Below are 18,109 nucleotides of genomic sequence, written 5' to 3' on the forward strand. Positions count from 1 at the left end.
TAGAATGTCCACAAGCTAATGAGCGAGCCATAGGCCAGTTTGCTCTAAATGCGATCGATTATGTATAATTTGGCAATTATAATTTTCCCATGAGTAGCTGGAGTTTTATGGATACGTCGTCACTTGTCTTGCTAGATCAGGAAGAGCTGCAGCAACTGGCTCTCGCTGCAAACCGCAGCCAGACGCCCGGAGCAGCGATTGCCTATCTGAAGGAGGCTGTATCGCGCGCGGATGCGACTGCCAATTCGCACTTTTTGCTGGGTGCCGAATATGCACAGGTCCGGATATTTGACCGTGCATTAAAAGAATTTGAGTCGGCGCTGGCGATTGACCCTGCACTTGCCATCGCTCGTTTCCAGCTAGGCCTGCTGCTCTATACCCTTGGCGAAAAGCAGCGATCGGGAGATATCCTCAAACCGCTGTACGGGCTCGGCGAGAGCAACCCATTAAGCCATTTTGGCAAAGCTGTCGACTACTTGAACACCGAACAATTTGCCAAGGCTATCGTCTCTTTGAGTCGCGGTATCGAATTGAATCCTGCTCAGCGCGCGCTAACTCAGGAAATGCAGAAAATGGTCGAGGAACTCCGAAAACTACCTCCGGAATTACTCAAAGATAGAGAAAATGCCGACTCTTCTGATGAGGGACTGGAAAATCGCCTTCTGTTGTCCGCATACGCAGGCAATAGCATTCATTAACACTAGCCGCCGTTAGATCTGTTCATCAAAGGGTAAGCAGCAATATGTCAGCGCATCTCAGTTCAGTTGGTCAACTCGTTTCTCTCATCAGGACCCAACTGATTTCCAGCAACACGCCACTTCCCTCATCGAAGCAACGGCCCCAGGCCAACACGAAGAACGCCGACAGCAATGGGCAAAACAATCTTGAGTTCGTTATCGGACAGAGGATTAAAGCGATTGACCGGGACGACCCGCAAAGAGGAAAAAAAGCGTTCCGGGTATTCCTGGAGTCTATATTGCTATCGCATTTCGGAGACCACCTGATCAACGACCCGAAATTCTACCAACTCATCGATGAGGTTCAAACCTCCATGGAAAACAATCCAGAAGCAAATGGGATGATTCAGCTCGCAATCGAGCATTTATTGTCCGATGCAGCGTAGCCGGCAGCGTTATATCCAGTAAAGGCACCTTTGCCCAATATAAACCGCCTCCGACTTCCCATTTGATGCAGCCTCCTGAATTATCTTTATCAACAAGCAAGAGCTGGCTGATTCCTACAAGCGATGGTTTTAAGTGAATCACAAAAAGCAAATGACAAGAAAAATTCTCATTGCATGGGAACTTGGAGGCGGACTTGGGCATGCCCTTCGCATGGCACCTTTGGCACAACGATTTATGGATGAGGGCTGCGAGGTCACGCTGGTAGTGCGAGATCTCTCTCATCCGCAGCTAACCGCTAAGAAACTGAATTGCAGGGTTTTACAGGCGCCGTTGTCGCAAGTACCAGCGCCGAGATTTAAACATGAGACCTACGCGGATTTGCTGATCGAGTCGGGATACGTGAATAGTCAAAATTTATTTTCTTTGGTGACTGCGTGGAAGAGCCTTTTCGACCTTATCCAACCTGATCTGGTATTGATGGATTTCGCACCTACGGCGCTGCTGGCCGCTAGAATTTGTGGAATCAAATCTGCCTGGTACGGCAGCGGTTTTTTCTATCCACCCATGACAACTCCGTTACCCAGTTTTCGGCACTGGGAAAAGGATCAAAAAAACGACCAAAATCAGCGAGAGCTCGATGTCCTAAGGTCTGTGAATTCTGTACTTGCACGGGAGGAAAGGCCCGAGTTGCCTCGTCTCGTGGATATGTTCAAAGTCGATAGGAATTTTCTATGCACGTGGCCAGAGCTCGACTGTTACGACCGTCCACCCGATACACTCTATTGGGGAGAGTGCTTCGCTCCAGCAGTCGGCGCCGAAACATCGAGCGATGTAGAAAGGGAGTATCAGGTATTTTGTTACTTGAAAGCGGGTCAGATCGAGGCAGAAGGAGTCTTGGACGCTCTACGCTCGCTACAAATTTCCGCCCTTGTCTTTATACGCAACATTCCCGAAAAATGGGTACAGAAATATGAGAGCAAACACCTCCGTTTTGCCAAGGAGGCCATCCACATGGATAGCCTCATCCCAAGGGCTCGCTTCGTGATCTGCTCCGCAGGGGTAGGAACAATCGCCTCCGCCCTGCTCGCCGGAAAACCGATGCTGCTCATTCCCATCTATACGGAACAATTCGGCAATGCCGTAAAGATCGAGAAGCTCGGCGCTGGAATTAATGCAAAAGGAACCATCCGCTCTGACCTTCGTCAGCTAATCAAACGCCTGATTGATGATCCGAGTTATGCGGAAAAAGCAGAAGCATTTGCAAGGAAATATACCGGCTTTTCAACATCGAGCCAAATGGAGAACATGGTCGATTCCTGCTTATCGCTCTTGACGGCCATACCAAGTCACACTTCTATTGATTGCCCTACACCCCTTCAATCCCAGGCGACATCATGAACGTTCAGGTGGAGGTAACGACTCGCTGCAACTTTGGATGCTTTTATTGCGCAGGCCGGGACATGCCACAAAAAGACATGTCCTTGGACCAATGCAAGTCAATTATTGATCGCCATGTCGAGCGATATGGAGTTCCGGTCGAGATCTCATTGCAAGGTGAAGGCGAACCAACGCTCAATCATTCATTCTTTGATATGGCGGCGTATGCTAAAGATGTGGGCGCCCTACCCTATACCATCACCAACGGGACCTATAAATACCCGGAGCATTTTGCCGCAAGTTTTTCGAAACTCGGGGTCAGCGTCGACACGCTCGATCCACACGAGGCTAATCAGATCGGGCGATACAATCTCCCCAGGGTGATCGAGTTTATCAACGCAGCCAAATTCTCGGTCACAGTAATCATTCACTCCGTAGCACTCTCGCCATCCATTCAAAAAGTCGCCGACTGGTGCGCTCGGGAGGGTTTCACGCACATCGTCCAGCCGTTACAGACAAAGCCGGACTATCAGTATCGCTACCCACAAATGGTGGTAATGCATAGAAAGCCCAGCCGATTCAAGTGCGCTTATTTGACTCGAGACCTCATGCGCTACTACACGATCGGTGGGACAGAACTGCCCTGCTTCAGTATCAAGGATACCAAGACTTTTATCTCCATTAGCGACCTGCGCGCGCAGTTTTTGGCAAGGCAGGAGCCGTCTACATGCATAGGTTGCCGATATCTGGGATAGCGCCCAATAAGCCGAAGAACACGAATGTCAAGCGCTTGCGTTATCCAGACAATTGCTCCGCTTGCTCTACAGTTCCCAATATGCTTTCAATGCCCTGATATACATCAAGATAGTGTGACTTCAGGTAGGCGGAGATCCGCTCATTGCGCGACAGGGTCGTCAGATAGACTTTAACCACGACCAGATTCAGCAATTGCTGGCCATACACCTGCTCGACCTCTTTATATTGTCCCTGCAAACAGCTCATCTCTTTTTCCATTCTTTGCATCTGCTCGTAACCTATCTTTGCAGGTTTGGGGAATTTGCGCTCTGCGACACAAGGAGGAAAGCTGAAATCCAATACGTAGCGCCGCCTCTGCTTGGACGGCCGCACGAACCAAAGCGAAGACGTTTTTGAAAGGGGCTAGTGTTAGCGTAATTATGGGGACTCCAGATGAGTTGCCTCGTCGCAGGAGTCACTTATTTTGAGTTATGTTGCATATGCAACATATAAACTCGGTCATTTGATGCCCTTTTTCATCACCGACGCTATCGGCAAGGCTGCCCGGAAGGCGGGCATGGTGGTCTCCATTTGCGTCAATGAGCGCGACGTCTGCATCCTGTACAACACGCAGTTGCTCTTCGAAGCCGATTGCACCTTGATCCAGCGACGCCGCAAGATCTCGCCCCCCCCATTTCGAGCGCATGGTCTGCGGCCAGGGCGGCGGGTCGGGCCTGCGCGCCGCCGACAGCAAGGTCGACCGCATTGGTCAGTGGTATGCTTCGAGCATAACAACCCGCTGGCACGTTACACGCTGATTGCCGACGGCGAGGAGACCCATTCGGCCACGTATCCGGGTTCTGCCTTCGGCTAGGGGTTTGCCCAGAGGATGGAAATCAATCTCGGCGAGCATGTGCTGGAGTCTGAGTGCTTTGTCGTCAACGCAACGGCCTGGCTGGATGCCGACCAGCAGGCGCAAATTATGAAGGACACGGGCTGCGAAATCACTCCAATCTCGGGCGGTTGCTTCACCACGATCGTGGCACCCGACGGTACTTTGATCGGCGAGCCCCTGCGCTCGGGTGAAGGCGTGGTCACCCCGATCTAGATTTCACGCAGATCGACCGACGCAAAATGTTGATGGACTCGGTCGGCCACTACAACAGGCCGGAGTTGCTTAGTCTCCTGATTGATCGCACCCCGACCGCTCACATTCACGAACGCGCTGCGCAGGCACCGCCAAGCGCTGGGTAAAGGTTCAGAGAATCTGATCACCACGGTTGCTTAAGCACAGGAAATAAACCACGACTCGCCCGTGTGTGCAATACAAGCGCGCGGGCTTCATTTGCTACAGCCGCTAGCAAATGCGGCGCGGCTGTTGGCTCAACTGCAGCCTCTATAGTTAGTGCGAAGCTTTCTACCACCGAGCAGTATATTTCAATTTCATTTGATGGGATATACCATGGCCTCAAGAGACGATTCTTCGTCACTAAACCGAATGCGCTGTTTTCTGATTCTGTTGTGCCTGTCGGTTCCTTCGTTCATGATCACCCTCGACGCAAATATCGTTGCGGTATCTCTCCCATCGATTGCGCGGTCATTGCATGCCGATTTCGCCGATATCGAGTAGGTGATCAGTGCCACACACGTGATGCCAGAAGGCGCATTAGCGGATCGCTATGGCCGCAAGCGCACGATATTAATCGGGCTTGCCGCCATCACGCTAGCTTCGCTTATCTGCAGAATTACCACGAATGTGCTGGTATTGAATTGTGCTCGTGAGGTTCAGGGCATAGGAGCGGCAATGCGGATAAGCGCTACTTTTGACACGCTTTCTCACTCGTTTCGTGGGCCCGAGCGCGCTCGGGCGCTCGCTTCCTAGGTCTCGGTAATTGGCATTGCTGTGTCGCTCCGACCGGTAGCCGGAGGCTTGATAATAGAGAATGTCAGATGGCAATAGGCGCTTCAAATATCACGAAATCGTGATCGACCGCAGATTGTCTACAGTCGCAGTATAGATCTGCAGTATCATGTTTCGAAAACAAAGAGACCACTCTCGTGCAAAGAAGCGGCCATGCGCCCCTTTTTGGGAGATGTTTTATCGGCTGATACAAGCGACCGCACATAGAATGATTTTTTCGCTGAGCACTCGGATCCGAGCCATTACATACGGCTAGCGCAGTCCTCAAGCTTCGTCGCCACGCAAGGCCGTGGTTTTAATCAGAGCGTCGCTAAAATCGCTACCGAATCTTCGCGCCAAACTTGAACCGGCAAATATTATCGCCCCTGGCCATGCAGGCCTGATGATCCACGCTGCTTTCAGTGAAAGCCGACAGCAGGGCCAGGTCGAATCTGCATATGTTAGGGTTTCCCAACGCCAGCGTATGAAAGACGCAGTTGTCGGCAACGACGGCTTCTGCCTTGTTATCGCTGGCATTTTGCGCATCGTAGCCGAGCTCCTCCATGATTTCAGATACTTTTTGCACCTTTTCTCCGCGGCTTACCAGCTCCGGGTGCTGGGCGCGCAATTGATTGCCCACCCGCGTCCCCATTGAAACCAGGCGGTCTCCCAGCGCATCGGCGCCGGCCTCCTGCTGCACGGATTCGATTAGCAACTGTGCGAACCAGGCGTAGTGGCGCGGAAAACATTCGCTGCCCTTGTCGCTCAACACATACAGTTGCTCCGGCCGGCCGCCTGATGCGCGGGTAACGCCTTTTTTGAGCAGGCCGTCCGTTTCGAGGGCAGCCAGATGCTGCCGTACGGCGTTACGCGTAATGGCTAGTTTGGCGGACAGCTCATCCGCGGTCATCCCGGACTTGTTTTTCAATAGCAGCTTCAGCAATTCTTTCTGCCGCGCACCCAATATCTCTAACATGCATGACTCCTGCGAACGCGGTAAGGGTTTGACTGAATTTTTTCCAAACCCTATTTTAGCGCATTCCTATATTAAAACACTTAAAACATATTTTACTGTACAAAGTATTTTTATTCGCCTAAGCTGACGGTTCTTCCTGAAGTCGGACATTCTTCGACTGCGTTGCGGAAGTATTTTCTGGAGAGAAAAAATGATAACGAAACTATTACAAAATCCAAGCTCAAGGCGCAGCTTCCTGCGCGGCACCACTACCGGCATGCTGTCAACTGGCGCAGTACTTTTGCTGGGAGGACAGGAATCGAGGGCTGCGACAAGCCCTGACGGTGCTGCGAACGATATAGGAATTCTCAATGTCGCCCTCGGTCTGGAACATCAGGGCATTAACGCCTATACGTTGGGCGCGAAAAGCGGACTTCTGCAAAAACCCGTGCTGGATATCGCACTGAAATTTCAGAACGACCATAAGATTCACCGTGATCTGCTGATTGGCGCCATCACCAAGCTGGGCGGAAAACCAGTCGGAGAAAAATCTCTGGACGTGTACGCAAAAGCACTGAATGCCAGCCAACTTAAGAATCAGGAAGATATCTTGAGACTGGCATTGTCACTGGAACTCGGCGCCACGAACGCCTATATCAGTGTGATTCCGTCCTTTAAAGATGTCGCATTCGCACAGGTCGCGGCGCGGTTGGCGGCAGACGAAGTGGCCCATTGGGCGGTGTTAAACAATGCCCTTGGGATGCCTCTGCCAAAGGCCATGGCTTTCGGCGCATAACTACCATTGGGCTGCAGAGGCGCATACCCTCCGGCGGCCCACAAGGTCAGGCTGCAAGGCTCGCGCCAGGCAGATGTTGTGTCAACTCTCCCTTAACGTCCATGAAAACGCTCATCTTTTTGCTCGCCGCGGCGCTGTACCTGACAACTTCGGCCGCTGATGCCGCCGGTGATGCAGTCAACGGGAAACTCCTATACGGCACACACTGCATTGCTTGTCATTCCATCGAAGCCAGCCTGGCCGGGCCTGCCCACCGCGGCGTCTTCGGACGCAGGGCCGGAAGCGTAAGGGATTTTGAATATAGCCCAGCCCTTGCCAAATCCCATGTGATCTGGAATGACGATACTCTCAACAAATGGCTTGCCAATCCTGAGAAATTGATCCCGGGTCAACAGATGAATTACTCGATACCGGCTGCGCAAGATAGGGCCGATCTCATTGCCTATCTCAAAACACAAACCGCACGGTAGCGGGTATCGGCAGGTACCGCTACAGTTCCATCCTAGTGGAATCTATGATGATTCCAACTCTATCAATTAACGCTTTAGGAAAGATCATGAATGCACCCGACAAATTGCCGCTTCCCGATGTCCAGGCGCAAGCCGACATTCGCAATCTTGGCATCGACAGCGTCGGCGTCAAAGGAGTCCGTTACCCGCTGACGATAAGTTCGGCCGAAAGGGATATGCCCAGCATTGCAAATCTGACGATGAGCGTATCTTTGCCGTCACACGTCAAAGGCACTCACATGTCGCGTTTCCTGGAGATACTGGAGGCGCAGACGGGCGCGCTGAGCCAGCAAGGATTGATGACGATGGCTCACGCAATGCTGGACAAACTGGACGCGTCGGCTGGCACTATCGAAATGCGTTTTCCGTATTTCGTGAAAAAGACCGCTCCGGTTTCCGGCGTCTCCAGCTTGCTGGATATTGACGTGACCTGGCGCGCGAGCATTGACCAAGATGGCCGGCAAACGGTATCGTTGCAGGTCCTGGTTCCCGCAACCAGCCTGTGCCCGTGCTCCCGAGATATTTCAGATTATGGCGCCCACAATCAACGCTCCAATATCCGTATCGAAGTGATTCTGGAGGAAAAAATGGCGATTGAAGAACTGATCGCGATTGCAGAGAATAGCGCTTCATGTGAGGTGTATGGGCTGCTGAAACGTGCGGACGAAAAATATGTCACGGAACGCGCTTACGATAATCCTAAATTCGTTGAAGACATGGTGCGAGACATCGCCCTGGCACTCAATAGCCACATGTCGGTTGGACGCTATTCGATCGAAGTGGAAAATTTTGAATCCATCCATAACCATTCGGCATTTGCCTGCATTTCGGGCGCCGGCGGCCCTCCAGCAGCCATTCAAGTTGCTGTATCGTGACCGCCTGCCTGGCATTGTCAGCGTCGCGCGGCCAGGCGGACTTTTCGCCCTCGAGGCGCTTGAGCCGTAGGCAGAAGCCGTTGCGATGCCAGTACCAGACCTTGATCTTGTTGCGGTCACGGTTGATGAACACGTACCGCGCGCTGCCGAACGGATCGAGTCCCAACTCCTGCTCGACGAGCACTGCCGTTGCTTTTTCGTCGGCGCGGCGAGCCACGCATTGCACCGAGTTCCGCCCCACCGCTGGGCTGCTACTGCGCCTAAAGTTCCTTGCGTGGCTGTGGCCGTCCATTGATGTGCCCTACTCCTCGCGCGGCGGTAGGTGCTGTGGCCAACCGCCGGCCAACGCTTTGTACAACGCGATAGCCGTCACGGCGCTGCGCGTGCGACCGTCGGCGAAAGCGTCCTGCGCCTCAAATTGGGTCCGTTCAGCGTCAAGCACTTCGTACAGCCCAATCGTGCCGGCCTTGAGCCGCGTACGCGCCAATTGCGTGGCGCGCGCGCTGTTGGCGGCCGCGCGTTCGAGATGCTGGTCCTCCGTCTGCGTGCGCGAGTAGCGCACTAACGCATTTTCTACGTCTTCTAACGCCAGTAAGACTGTCTGCTGGTACTGTGCAAGCAGACCTGACGCCTCGGAATTGCTCGCCGCGATACGCGCCCGGACCCTGCCGACATCCAGGAACGACCAGTCGACGCCAAGCGCGACCAAATTGCTTTCGCTCGCGCTCTTGAACAGGCCGCCGGAGCTGAAGGCGAACGTGCCAAGCACGCCTCTCAAGCTCAGGCTGGGAAACAGATCGGCCGTAGCCACGCCAACGCGCGCGGTAGCGGCATGCAGGCGCTGCTCGGCAGCCGCAACATCGGGGCGCCGGCGCAGCAGCTCCGCAGGCGTGTCGGGGTCGATGCGGGCCGGCAACGAAGGCAATGGCGCCGGCGCATCCAACTCGGCGATCAAGGCGCCCGGATCGCGGCCTGTCAATACCGCGAGCCGATGCTGGTCTACCGCGATCTGCGCCTCGAACACCGGCACGCGCGAGGTCGTGGATTCGAATTGCGCCTGTGCTCGCGCGGTATCGAAATCAGAGTCACGCCCGGAGTGCGAGCGGACGTTGACGATGCGCAGCGTCTCGCGCTGGTTATCTGCATTACGGCGCGCTACGCGCAGCCGCTCCTGCGTACCGCGCAAGTGGGCGTAGGCGCTGGCGACTTCACCCACGATGCTGATTTGCAATGCCTGCAAATCGTCCGCGCGGGCCGCCGTCTCTGCGCCACGCATCTCGATTCCACGACGCACCCGTCCGAAGAAATCAAGCTCCCAGCTCGCGTTCGCACTCGCGCCGTAGATATCGGCACTGCGCGGAAAACCGAAGGCCTGGTCCTGGCTCACGCGCTGATGACCAGCAAGCGCGCTGGCGGTCACTGTCGGAAAGCGGTCGAACTTGGCCTCGCGCAACAGTGCGTTTTCGCCGTCGTAACGCGCCAGGGCAACGCGCAAATCGTTGTTCGCCGAAAGCGCCCGTCCGATCAGTGCAGTGAGTTCGGGATCGTTGAAGCTGCGCCAGAATTCAGCATCTCCTGTCGGCGCGGCCGCCGTGCTTCCAGCGCCCGATTCGGCGCGCGCGAAATGTGCGGGTGTCGGCATTGGCATGGCCGGCCGATGATAATCCGGGCCAAACGCGCAGGCGGCCAGCATGCTGGTAAGCAGGACAGTCGTGACGAGTCTATATTTATTCATGATCGAACTCCGTGGTGGACTGTAAATCGGAAACTACTTCTTTCTTTTCATGACGGGTGGCGAGTTTACGCAGCACCACGTAGAACACGGGGGTCAGGAACAGGCCGAACAGGGTCACGCCGAGCATGCCGGCGAAAACGGTGATGCCGGTGGCGTGGCGCACCTCGCTGCCGGCGCCGTGGCCCAGCAACAATGGCACCGAACCCGCGATAAAGGCGATCGAAGTCATCACGATCGGACGCAGGCGCAGCCGACATGCTTCGAGCGCTGCTTCGACGATGCCTTTGCCCTCGATCTCTAGTTCACGGGCGAATTCGACGATCAAGATCGCGTTCTTGCACGCCAGGCCCATCAGCACGACCAGGCCCACCTGTACGAATACATTGTTATCGCCTCCGGTCAGCCATACCCCCAGCAGCGCCGAGCACATGCATACCGGCACGATCAGGATCACCGCCAGCGGCAAGGTCCAGCTCTCGTACAAGGCGGCGAGCACCAGGAACGCAAGCATCACGGCCAGCGGAAACACGATCGCCGCTGCATGGTTCTGCGTGACTTGTTGGTAACTGAGATCGGTCCATTCAAGCTTGATGCCGCGGGGCAGTACGCGATCGGCGATCTCCGTCAGCTTGGCGATGACTTCCGCCGACGAGAGCACTTTCGGATCGGAGTCGCCGATTACGTCGGCGGCCGGATAACCGTTATAGCGGATCACAGGATCGGGGCCGAAAGTCGGGATGATAGTGACCATCGAAGCGATTGGCACCATTTCTCCACGCTCGTTGCGGGTGCGCAGCCTGCCGATATCGGACTCCTGCTGGCGAAAGGATGCGTCGGCCTGCGCCATGACGCGATAGACGCGCCCGAACATATTGAAATCGTTGACGTAGGTGGACCCCAGATAGGTTTGCAGGGTTTCGAACAGCTCGGACAATGCAACGCCCTGCGCCTTTGCCTTGTCGCGATCGACCTTCACTTCGAGTTGCGGGATATTCGCCTGGAAGGAACTGACCGGGAAGGTCATGCCTGGCGTTTTCGCGACCTCAGCCTGAAATGCGGTCAGCGCATTCTGTAGCGCGCCATAGCCCAGCCCGCCACGGTCTTCCAGGAAAAGCGAATAACCCGAACCGTTGCCCAGCCCCTGGATGGGAGGCGGCAGCAGCGCGTATGCGAAACCGTCCTTGATCGCCGCGAACTTGGCGTTGATTTCGCTATTGATCTCGGAGGCGGAACGGCTACGCTGATCGAACGGTTTGAGCGTGATGAAGCTGGCCATGATGTTGGGCGTATTCACCCATTGCAAGGCATTGAAGCCAGCATAGTCGGACACCACTTCGACGCCATCGACGCCCAGCGCGATTTTGCCGAGCTGGTGGGAGACCGCATCGGTGCGCTTGAGAGACGAACCCTCGGGCAGTTTGGCCCCAGCGAACAGATAAAGTTTGTCCTGGGTCGGAATGAAGCCGCCGGGAACCGCCTGGAACAGAAACGCGGTGCCAACCAGCAATCCGGCATACACTATGAATACTGCACCGCGCCGGCTAAAACTGCGCCCGACGGCGCCTTGGTAGCCTCTCGAGCTGCGTTCAAAGAAGCGATTGAATGGGCGGAACAGCCAACTGAACGTACTGTCGATGGCGCGCGCCAGCCAATCCTTGGGCGCATCGTGGCTTCTGAGCAGCTTGGCGGCCAGGGCCGGCGACAAGGTAAGCGAGTTGATTGCCGAGATGACAGTCGAAATTGCAATCGTCACCGCGAACTGCTTGTAAAATTCGCCCGTCACGCCGGAGAGAAATGCCATCGGCACGAAGACCGCGCACAGCACCAGCGCGATGGCGATGATCGGGCCCGATACCTCGCGCATCGCCCGGTGCGCAGCATCGCGGGGATTGAGGCCTTTTGCGATATACCGCTCGACGTTTTCGACCACCACAATCGCATCATCGACCACGATGCCTATCGCCAGTACAAGTCCGAACAACGTCAAGGTATTGATCGAGTAGCCCAGCAGGTAGAGGAAGGCGAACGTACCGATCACCGAGACTGGCACCGCGACCAAGGGAATGAGCGAGGCGCGCCAGGTCTGCAGGAACAGTATCACCACCAGCACCACCAGTATCACCGCCTCGATCAGCGTATGTTCCACGGCGCTGATAGAATCGCGCACGAAAACGGTCGGGTCCCAAACCGCGTTATAGGCAATGCCGGGAGGAAAATTCTTGGAGACCGCGTCCAATGTCTTGTATACCTCGTTGGCTACTCCCAGCGCGTTAGCGCCAGGCGTCAGGAAGATGCCCACCAGCGTCGCGTTTTTCTGGTCCTCGTACACGCTGATCGTGTAGTCGCTAGCCCCCAGTTCCACCCTGCTCACATCGGAAAGATGCACCACCTGTCCGTCCGCGCCCGTCTTGAGTGCGATATTGCCGAACTCCTTCTCGGTGCTCAGACGTCCGCGCAGGTTGATCGAAATCAGGAGATCCGTGGTGCTGGGCGAGGGCTCGCTGCCGAGCTGGCCGGCAGAAACCTGCACGTTCTGTTCACGCACAGCTTTGATAACATCGGATGCGGTCAGTTTGCGCGAAGCCAGTTTGTCCGGATCAAGCCAGATGCGCATAGCGTAGTCACCCGAGCCATACGCGGCGACATCGCCCACACCATTCAGACGAGACAGCTCGTCCTTGACGTGCAAGATCAGGTAATTGCGCAGATACTTCGCATCGTATTTGTTGCCAGGAGAAGACAGGCTCACATACATCAGCGGCGTGGGCGACTGCTTCTGCGTGCTCACGCCGTACTGGCGCACAGCTTCCGGCAGCCTCGGCAGTGCCTGGCTGACACGATTCTGCACGCGTACGGCCGCGGCGTCCGGGTCGACCTTGGGAAGAAAAGTGACGACCAGCCGCAGGCCACCGTCGGAGCTGGCGACCGACTTCATATACATGATGCCCTCGACGCCATTGATCGCCTCCTCCAGGGGCGTGGCCACCGATTCGGCGATTTCCTTCGGATTGGCGCCCGGATAATTCGCATGGACTACAACGCTAGGCGGCACCACATCGGGATACTCGCCGACCGGCAACAACGGAACCGCTATCAGGCCGACGGCGAATATGATGATAGACAATACGATCGCGAAGATTGGCCGATCGATGAAGAACTTCGAGAAATCCATTGACGATTTTTTCATTTCGCTACCGCCGCTACGATGGTGCCGTCGCCTATGGCGTTCGGGGTTGATGCGCTCATCGGCACTTCAGTCGGCGTCACGGGAGCGCCTGAAAAGAAGATTCTTTGCATCCCTTCGATGATGACTTTGTCGCCCGCAACCAGGCCCTTTTTCACCACGCGCAATCCGTCACTCATGCCACCGAGTTCGATCTCCTTGCGCTGCGCCTTGTTGCCGGAATCGAGCACGTAGACATACTTGCGGTCCTGATCGGTCAGCACGGATTTGTCCTTGATCAGGATCGCCTGGATTTCCGAGCCACCCGCGTATTGCACGCGCGCGTACAGGCCGGGCGTGAACGCCCGGTCCGCATTGCTCAGCGTGGCGCGGGCCTGGATCGTGCCGGTCGTCGGGTTGACGTTGTTATCGATAAACTCAACCCTGCCTAAGTGCGGAAAATTGTTCTCATTAGCCAGCCCTACGCGCACCTTAGGCGCAGCGGCGCCGCCCTGGCTCCGCTGCGCCTGCGCGCTGTAGGCCAGGAAGCTGTGTTCGTCCGGATCGAAATAAACGTACACCGGGTCTTGCGACACAATCGACGTCAGAAGGGTCTGATCGGCCACGGCCAAATTGCCGACCGTGAGCATGGCTCTGCTCACACGACCGGAAATCGGCGCGCGCACTTCGGTGAACTCCAGATTGAGCTTGGCCATGGCGACAGCTGCTTCGGCATCATGTACGTCGGCGACGCTTTGCACGTAGTTGGCATGACGGGTTTCCGCGTCTTCGATCGACGTGGCATTGGTCTGCAAGAGCGTTTGCGCGCGTTCGTCCTGCGCCCGCGCCAGCAAGCTGGTGGCACGTGCGCGGTCCAATCGGGCGTCGGCACTATTGAAAGCGGTGCGATACGGACGCGGATCGATTACGAACAGCAAAGCGCCCCGGCGCATCTCCTGGCCTTCCTTGAAAGCGATACTCTGTATATAGCCACTAATCCGGGGCCTGATTTCAACCGATTCCATCGCGCCGATCCGGCCATTGAATTCGCCCCATGGCGTAACTTTGCCGGAAAGGGCTGCGGCGACATCCACTATCGGAGGCGACGCGACGGCCGTGGCCGGCCCCTTGTCCTGACAAGCGGCGAGAAGAAGGGGTAGGCAGAGCAGACCGCCTGACAACAGGCGGGCATTTTCAGGGCGCGGGAATTGCGGGTTTTCCCCGGCTACCGGCGGGTGTGCGGGCAACACTTTCATGGTTCGATCCTTTGATCAGTAATGGTTTTCCGCCAAGCGGGATGTGGTGATGGCCGGTCGAGGAATCGACAGCGACTCCTACTTGGGCGCACTTAATGGGCGTTGGCCACTTTGTCGGTAAAGGCTGGGCGCGAGCGGAATGCGATGCCGAAACGATTGAAGGCATTCATCAAGCCGATCGCGTAAGTCAGGTCGGCCAGTTCCTTGTCGGTGAATTCGGCTGCGACGGCGTCGTAGTCAGCATCGGGCACGCCGGCATCGGCCACGCGCGTGACGGTTTCGGCCCACGCCAGCGCGACGCGTTCGCGCTCGCTGAACACGGAGCCGGCATCGCGCCACACCGGCACCAGCACGAGCTTGTCCACCACGATGCCGAGCCTGAGCAGGTCGCGTGTGTGCATGTCGATGCAGTAGGCGCAGCCGTTGATTTGCGAGACCCGCAAATACACGAGGTCGACGAGTTCTTTTGGAAGGACGCCTTTTTGAAGGGTGACGTAGACGCCGCCGAATGCTTTGTAGCCGTCTGGCGAGGCGCTGGCGTAGTCGATGCGATTGCTCATGATGGGGTCCTTGTGATTGCTTTTGTGGGGACTCCATCGTGCTGTATCTTGGCCCAATCTTAAAGATCCATGTTCGGTGTTCGCAAGTAGACCATGATCGGCACGACCAGGCTTTCGTCACAACAGCTTCAATATGCGCTGGCCCAGTTTCTCGGCGGTGTGTTGCAAATCGACATCGGTGAAATTGAAAAGTACGGCCGGGGCGCCGTCGCCGAGCATCGACCAATCCGACAACGCTTCCGCGTACGGGCCTTCTGTGTGCATGCGCGCGAAAAGATCACGATCCGCCTGTAGACCTTTGAAACGCAGGATCAGGCGCACGCCACCAGGTTGCGGCAATGCACATGTGTTTTCCCAGTACGCGATCGTCGCGTCCCTGCGCTCGGCGTACAACTTGCGCATGCGTTAAATATGGCGGGGGGAATGGCCTTCGGCGATGAAAGCGGCAACGATCGCTTGCGCGAGCTGCGGATTGCCGGCGTCAAGGTCCCGGCAGATCTGTTCAAAGCGCTCGACCTGCGTTTCGGACACCACAAGATACGCCAACCGAATGCCGGGAATGAGTACCTTACTGAAGGTGCCCGAATGGAGCACGCGCCGGTCGCGGTCCAGGTTTTTTAGCGCGGGCAAAATGCAGAATTGACTGGTTAGAATTTATCGTGAGGCACGGAGATAAATAGGAGCCGTGGCAATTTCGCCACGAAAATCTATCATCCACCAAAATAAAACAAAAAAACTACGATACAAATCTTGAGTGTTCTATTGCTTGATTGAGTTTTTTCACGTCCAACCGCATCCAAAGTTTTTGCATCCATATTTGCATCCATGCTTACTTTATAAATTTATCAATTCATTATTTTTCAAATACTTACAACCACTATCGAAGTCCACCTATCCCACCAGATCTACGTTGAAGAGCTTCTTTAACGTCTTAAAACCCGCTTCTAGCCCAGTGCTGATGCGGGTTTTTTGTTGGATGCACTCCGCGCATACGATGCTAAAAAGTTTTTTGTCCATTTCTGTCCATATTAAGTCCATGGATGAAAACACCAAAACACGCGAAAAACTTACTGATCCGCAAGTAAAGGTAGGCATGCGGCACCATATTTCCAAGAATACCGACGGTCTTAGACCATACCCTAAAAAAAATCAACGGTCTGCCGCTAATGACGGCAAACCGTTGATTTTTATTGCATGTATCTTAGCTACTGCAGGCTTAACTTTTCATGCGTCAACCCGATTCAGTTTTACGTGACGGCTATCCGGGCAGCTTCCGGCTCAGATACTTTCCGCAGCCAGCCCCGCTTCCATCCGCTTCGGCTGGGACCGTGTAATCGTCAGGTATAGCGGAACCAAGCTCAGCAGGAAGAAAACGCCCAGCGTACCCAGCGCATAGTAGAAGCTGCCGGTGGATTCCTTGACCCAGCCTATGAAGGCGGGGCTGAAGGTGCCGCCCAGCGCACCCACCGAACTGATTAACGCGATGCCGCCTGCGGCTGCCTGGTCCTTGAAATAAGCGCTGGGTATGGTCCAGAACAGCGCCAGAAAACCGAATACTGCGGCGCTGGATACCAGCAGCAGCAAGACCGTGATGGCGATGTTATGCGCGCCCAGCGGCAACAGGATAAACGTCGTTGCCGCAACGATGCCGCAACCGGTCACGTGCCAGCGGCGTTCCGCGAAATGGTCGGAGCTGAAGCTGACGGCGAGCATGCCCAGCGTGGCCATGACTGCAATGCCGCCGCTGAGCCAGCCTATGTTCATCAAACTGCCGACACCCACACTTTTCAGCAGCGTAGGTATCCACAGCAGCAGTGCGTTTTCCACGCAATAAAATGCGAAGTAGCACAGTGCAAAGCTGTAGATGGTCTTGTCCTTCATCGCTTCGATGATCTTGCTCGGACCGCGCGGTCCCTGCCGAGTGCCTGCCGGATCAACCCGCAGCGCAACCAGGCGTCTTTCTTCTGCTGTCAGCCAGTTAGCATCTTCAGGCCGGTTGGCCAGGTAGATGTAAGCGATTACCCCCAGCACCAGCGCCGGGATGCCCTCCAGGATAAACAGGCTCTGCCAGCCGCGCAGGCCGAAGGCGCCATCGAAATCTGTCATGATCCAGGCGGCGGCCGGCCCGCCGACGATACCGGACACCGGTAGCGCCATGACGAACAAGCTGGTGACGCGGCCGCGCATGCGGTCCGGAAACCAGTAGGTAAAATACAGCAGCACACCAGGGAAAAATCCGGCCTCTGCTGCACCGACAAGAAAGCGCAACGCGTAGAACTGGTAGCTGTTTGACGCAAAGGCCAGCGTCATCGTAAAAATGCCCCACAAGATCATGATGCGCAGGAGCGTAGGCCTGACGCCGTGTTTGTGCAGCATCAAATTACTGGGCACTTCAAACAGGATATAACCCAGATACAGAAAGCCTGCCGCCACGCCGTACACAGCTTCGTTGATGTGCAGGTCTGCCATGAATTGCAGTTTGGCGAAGCCGACATTGAGCCGGTCCACCATCGCCACCACATAGCATAAGAAGAGGAACGGTACGATGCGCCAGCCTATGCGTGCAAAGAGCTTTTGTTCGTCCGGTGAGATATTTTGTTGTTGTGAGGTTTGCATACTACTGTCTCCTTCAATGGTACTGCCTATTAATGCCGTTATTCCACGCGCGCTTCAGGGCCCGAAGCTGGAGCGTGCCTGTATTCCCCAGACGCCTTCGACAAGGGTCAGTATGTACAGGGACTCGTACACGCCGATGACACTGTCGTCATCCCGGTACCTGGTATAGCTCAACGCGTAATGCGCCTTCTTGTTGTTGAACTGGATCAGTTCGCGCTCATCCCAGCGGCTGTACTTCCAGCTGTCTTCGGTACGCAGGCGGTAAAACAGGTCCATCGGGTTTGAACCGGGAGCCTCATATACCTTCATCTGTCCGCCGGCAAACCGCAGGTGCGGGAAATGCATCGTGGCATCCATGGCTCCTGCGTCGTAGGCGTTCAGCGCCGCCATGAAGCGGTCCAGCACACCCATGCATGCCTCTTGGATGTACCGCTTCTGCTGCCCGCCCATTTGCTGATTCTCTTGCGAATCCGTCTGATTGCTGATGTGGTCTGTCATTGCAACTCCA

General features: G+C 55.7%; 20 protein-coding genes and 1 pseudogene. 11 read left to right on the forward strand and 10 right to left on the reverse strand.

The window, feature by feature from the left end:
- The first annotated feature begins 107 nt into the window (after nt 1-107).
- The 4 genes from ACO0LO_RS10590 (at nt 108) to ACO0LO_RS10605 (ending at nt 3,256) form a co-directional block, all read left to right on the forward strand.
- Nucleotides 108-698 (forward strand): hypothetical protein, encoded by a 591-nt coding sequence (locus ACO0LO_RS10590; protein ID WP_422964194.1) that lies wholly within the window; start codon nt 108-110, stop codon nt 696-698.
- Between the two features lie 44 nt (nt 699-742).
- Entirely contained in the window at nt 743-1,123 is a 381-nt protein-coding gene (locus ACO0LO_RS10595) for a hypothetical protein (protein WP_422964195.1), read from the forward strand.
- 151 nt (nt 1,124-1,274) lie between these two features.
- Nucleotides 1,275-2,522: a glycosyltransferase gene (locus ACO0LO_RS10600; protein WP_422964196.1), complete on the forward strand. Its 1,248-nt coding sequence runs from the start codon at nt 1,275-1,277 to the stop codon at nt 2,520-2,522.
- A complete protein-coding gene (locus ACO0LO_RS10605) occupies nt 2,519-3,256 on the forward strand; it encodes a radical SAM protein (protein WP_422964197.1) in 738 nt (245 codons plus the stop codon). Before ACO0LO_RS10600 ends, ACO0LO_RS10605 begins: the two co-directional genes overlap by 4 nt.
- A gap of 40 nt (nt 3,257-3,296) precedes the next feature.
- On the opposite strand, the gene ACO0LO_RS10610 is transcribed toward ACO0LO_RS10605, so the two are convergent.
- Nucleotides 3,297-3,596, reverse strand: coding sequence for a hypothetical protein (locus ACO0LO_RS10610; RefSeq protein WP_422964198.1), 300 nt, complete (start codon nt 3,594-3,596; stop codon nt 3,297-3,299).
- Nucleotides 3,597-3,762: 166 nt separating this feature from the next.
- On the opposite strand from ACO0LO_RS10610, the gene ACO0LO_RS10615 reads away from it, so the two are divergent.
- The 3 genes from ACO0LO_RS10615 (at nt 3,763) to ACO0LO_RS10625 (ending at nt 5,118) form a co-directional block, all read left to right on the forward strand.
- Nucleotides 3,763-4,110 carry a nitrilase-related carbon-nitrogen hydrolase gene (locus ACO0LO_RS10615; RefSeq protein ID WP_422964199.1) on the forward strand — a complete coding sequence of 116 codons (348 nt, stop codon included), beginning with the start codon at nt 3,763-3,765 and terminating at the stop codon, nt 4,108-4,110.
- Nucleotides 4,111-4,125: 15 nt separating this feature from the next.
- Nucleotides 4,126-4,344 carry a hypothetical protein gene (locus ACO0LO_RS10620; RefSeq protein WP_422964200.1) on the forward strand — a complete coding sequence of 73 codons (219 nt, stop codon included), beginning with the start codon at nt 4,126-4,128 and terminating at the stop codon, nt 4,342-4,344.
- A 543-nt stretch (nt 4,345-4,887) separates the two neighbouring features.
- Entirely contained in the window at nt 4,888-5,118 is a 231-nt protein-coding gene (locus ACO0LO_RS10625) for an MFS transporter (RefSeq protein WP_422964695.1), read from the forward strand.
- Between the two features lie 358 nt (nt 5,119-5,476).
- Here the strand turns inward: ACO0LO_RS10625 and ACO0LO_RS10630 are convergent, their stop codons facing one another.
- On the reverse strand, nt 5,477-6,112 hold the full coding sequence (locus tag ACO0LO_RS10630) for a helix-turn-helix transcriptional regulator (RefSeq protein ID WP_422964201.1): 636 nt from the start codon (nt 6,110-6,112) through the stop codon (nt 5,477-5,479).
- A 190-nt stretch (nt 6,113-6,302) separates the two neighbouring features.
- Here ACO0LO_RS10630 and ACO0LO_RS10635 point away from each other — a divergent pair, with 190 nt between their 5' ends.
- The 3 genes from ACO0LO_RS10635 (at nt 6,303) to folE2 (ending at nt 8,271) form a co-directional block, all read left to right on the forward strand.
- A complete protein-coding gene (locus tag ACO0LO_RS10635; protein WP_422964202.1) occupies nt 6,303-6,887 on the forward strand; it encodes a ferritin-like domain-containing protein in 585 nt (194 codons plus the stop codon).
- A 101-nt stretch (nt 6,888-6,988) separates the two neighbouring features.
- Entirely contained in the window at nt 6,989-7,357 is a 369-nt protein-coding gene (locus ACO0LO_RS10640) for a c-type cytochrome (protein ID WP_422964203.1), read from the forward strand.
- Nucleotides 7,358-7,443: 86 nt separating this feature from the next.
- Nucleotides 7,444-8,271, forward strand: coding sequence for a GTP cyclohydrolase FolE2 (folE2, locus tag ACO0LO_RS10645; RefSeq protein ID WP_422964696.1), 828 nt, complete (start codon nt 7,444-7,446; stop codon nt 8,269-8,271).
- Nucleotides 8,272-8,290: 19 nt separating this feature from the next.
- On the opposite strand, the pseudogene tnpB reads toward folE2, so the two are convergent.
- The 6 genes and pseudogenes from tnpB to ACO0LO_RS10675 form a co-directional block, all read right to left on the reverse strand.
- A pseudogene (gene tnpB / locus ACO0LO_RS10650) lies at nt 8,291-8,563 on the reverse strand (IS66 family insertion sequence element accessory protein TnpB); the annotation flags it as partial.
- 9 nt (nt 8,564-8,572) lie between these two features.
- Complete coding sequence (locus ACO0LO_RS10655) at nt 8,573-10,006, reverse strand: efflux transporter outer membrane subunit (RefSeq protein WP_422964204.1); 1,434 nt, start codon at nt 10,004-10,006, stop codon at nt 8,573-8,575.
- A complete protein-coding gene (locus ACO0LO_RS10660) occupies nt 9,999-13,178 on the reverse strand; it encodes an efflux RND transporter permease subunit (protein WP_422964697.1) in 3,180 nt (1,059 codons plus the stop codon). Before ACO0LO_RS10660 ends, ACO0LO_RS10655 begins: the two co-directional genes overlap by 8 nt.
- An 11-nt stretch (nt 13,179-13,189) precedes the next feature.
- Complete coding sequence (locus ACO0LO_RS10665; RefSeq protein WP_422964205.1) at nt 13,190-14,425, reverse strand: efflux RND transporter periplasmic adaptor subunit; 1,236 nt, start codon at nt 14,423-14,425, stop codon at nt 13,190-13,192.
- A gap of 92 nt (nt 14,426-14,517) precedes the next feature.
- The gene (locus ACO0LO_RS10670) at nt 14,518-14,985 is read right to left on the reverse strand and encodes a carboxymuconolactone decarboxylase family protein (RefSeq protein ID WP_422964206.1); all 468 of its coding nucleotides are present in this window, start codon (nt 14,983-14,985) and stop codon (nt 14,518-14,520) included.
- 117 nt (nt 14,986-15,102) lie between these two features.
- Nucleotides 15,103-15,387 carry a hypothetical protein gene (locus tag ACO0LO_RS10675; RefSeq protein ID WP_422964207.1) on the reverse strand — a complete coding sequence of 95 codons (285 nt, stop codon included), beginning with the start codon at nt 15,385-15,387 and terminating at the stop codon, nt 15,103-15,105.
- A gap of 21 nt (nt 15,388-15,408) precedes the next feature.
- Here ACO0LO_RS10675 and ACO0LO_RS10680 point away from each other — a divergent pair, with 21 nt between their 5' ends.
- Nucleotides 15,409-15,606: a hypothetical protein gene (locus ACO0LO_RS10680; RefSeq protein ID WP_422964208.1), complete on the forward strand. Its 198-nt coding sequence runs from the start codon at nt 15,409-15,411 to the stop codon at nt 15,604-15,606.
- A 657-nt stretch (nt 15,607-16,263) separates the two neighbouring features.
- Here the strand turns inward: ACO0LO_RS10680 and ACO0LO_RS10685 are convergent.
- Nucleotides 16,264-17,601 carry an MFS transporter gene (locus ACO0LO_RS10685; protein ID WP_422964209.1) on the reverse strand — a complete coding sequence of 446 codons (1,338 nt, stop codon included), beginning with the start codon at nt 17,599-17,601 and terminating at the stop codon, nt 16,264-16,266.
- A 54-nt stretch (nt 17,602-17,655) separates the two neighbouring features.
- Nucleotides 17,656-18,099 (reverse strand): hypothetical protein, encoded by a 444-nt coding sequence (locus tag ACO0LO_RS10690; protein WP_422964210.1) that lies wholly within the window; start codon nt 18,097-18,099, stop codon nt 17,656-17,658.
- Between the last annotated feature and the right edge of the window lie 10 nt (nt 18,100-18,109).

The sequence above is a fragment of the Undibacterium sp. TJN25 genome (assembly GCF_049339885.1).
Taxonomy (GTDB): domain Bacteria; phylum Pseudomonadota; class Gammaproteobacteria; order Burkholderiales; family Burkholderiaceae_D; genus Undibacterium.

Coding starts and splice junctions, on each gene's coding strand:
- ACO0LO_RS10590 (WP_422964194.1), top strand. CDS start 108: ATGGATACGTCGTCACTTGTCTTGCTAGATCAGGAAGAGCTGCAGCAA.
- ACO0LO_RS10595 (WP_422964195.1), top strand. CDS start 743: ATGTCAGCGCATCTCAGTTCAGTTGGTCAACTCGTTTCTCTCATCAGG.
- ACO0LO_RS10600 (WP_422964196.1), top strand. CDS start 1,275: ATGACAAGAAAAATTCTCATTGCATGGGAACTTGGAGGCGGACTTGGG.
- ACO0LO_RS10605 (WP_422964197.1), top strand. CDS start 2,519: ATGAACGTTCAGGTGGAGGTAACGACTCGCTGCAACTTTGGATGCTTT.
- ACO0LO_RS10615 (WP_422964199.1), top strand. CDS start 3,763: ATGCCCTTTTTCATCACCGACGCTATCGGCAAGGCTGCCCGGAAGGCG.
- ACO0LO_RS10620 (WP_422964200.1), top strand. CDS start 4,126: ATGGAAATCAATCTCGGCGAGCATGTGCTGGAGTCTGAGTGCTTTGTC.
- ACO0LO_RS10625 (WP_422964695.1), top strand. CDS start 4,888: ATGCCAGAAGGCGCATTAGCGGATCGCTATGGCCGCAAGCGCACGATA.
- ACO0LO_RS10630 (WP_422964201.1), bottom strand. CDS start 6,112: ATGTTAGAGATATTGGGTGCGCGGCAGAAAGAATTGCTGAAGCTGCTA.
- ACO0LO_RS10635 (WP_422964202.1), top strand. CDS start 6,303: ATGATAACGAAACTATTACAAAATCCAAGCTCAAGGCGCAGCTTCCTG.
- ACO0LO_RS10640 (WP_422964203.1), top strand. CDS start 6,989: ATGAAAACGCTCATCTTTTTGCTCGCCGCGGCGCTGTACCTGACAACT.
- folE2 (WP_422964696.1), top strand. CDS start 7,444: ATGAATGCACCCGACAAATTGCCGCTTCCCGATGTCCAGGCGCAAGCC.
- ACO0LO_RS10655 (WP_422964204.1), bottom strand. CDS start 10,006: ATGAATAAATATAGACTCGTCACGACTGTCCTGCTTACCAGCATGCTG.
- ACO0LO_RS10660 (WP_422964697.1), bottom strand. CDS start 13,178: ATGGATTTCTCGAAGTTCTTCATCGATCGGCCAATCTTCGCGATCGTA.
- ACO0LO_RS10665 (WP_422964205.1), bottom strand. CDS start 14,425: ATGAAAGTGTTGCCCGCACACCCGCCGGTAGCCGGGGAAAACCCGCAA.
- ACO0LO_RS10670 (WP_422964206.1), bottom strand. CDS start 14,985: ATGAGCAATCGCATCGACTACGCCAGCGCCTCGCCAGACGGCTACAAA.
- ACO0LO_RS10675 (WP_422964207.1), bottom strand. CDS start 15,387: ATGCGCAAGTTGTACGCCGAGCGCAGGGACGCGACGATCGCGTACTGG.
- ACO0LO_RS10680 (WP_422964208.1), top strand. CDS start 15,409: ATGGCCTTCGGCGATGAAAGCGGCAACGATCGCTTGCGCGAGCTGCGG.
- ACO0LO_RS10685 (WP_422964209.1), bottom strand. CDS start 17,601: ATGCAAACCTCACAACAACAAAATATCTCACCGGACGAACAAAAGCTC.
- ACO0LO_RS10690 (WP_422964210.1), bottom strand. CDS start 18,099: ATGACAGACCACATCAGCAATCAGACGGATTCGCAAGAGAATCAGCAA.